Genomic DNA, 381 nt, shown 5'->3' with positions numbered 1-381 from the left:
TCGGCCCCGCAACCGTCTACCGGCGTTTTCTCCGATGGCCAATCATGGCCGAAGGAGGAACGAAATGGGACACTCGTGCTACGATCTCACCGCCTCCGATCGCCGGGCATGGAATGCAGGCAAGAAGGTCGGAACGAAACGCCCTCTGAAACCTCGACAGATATGGGCGATACGCTTCTTTCTCGATCGGGAACGGCGTCTGCGAGACAGAGCGCTCTTCGATCTGGCGATCGACAGCAAGTTGCGCGGCTGCGATCTCGTCAAGATCAAGATTGGTAACCTTGTTCTGGGGCAGGAAATCCGAACTCGCGCGATGGTCATCCAACAGAAAACCGGTCGACCTGTTCAGTTCGAGTTGATGAGCGACGCACGCTCCAGCCT

At 57.5% G+C, this 381-nt stretch carries 1 pseudogene; it reads left to right on the top strand.

Annotation, left to right across the window (positions count from 1 at the left end):
- Positions 1-64: 64 nt before the first annotated feature.
- Positions 65-381: pseudogene (locus ACWGTO_RS33925) on the top strand (integrase); the annotation flags it as partial.

Source organism: Mesorhizobium sp. PL10 (assembly GCF_053714315.1).
This window is presented reverse-complemented; position numbering and strand designations above follow the sequence as displayed.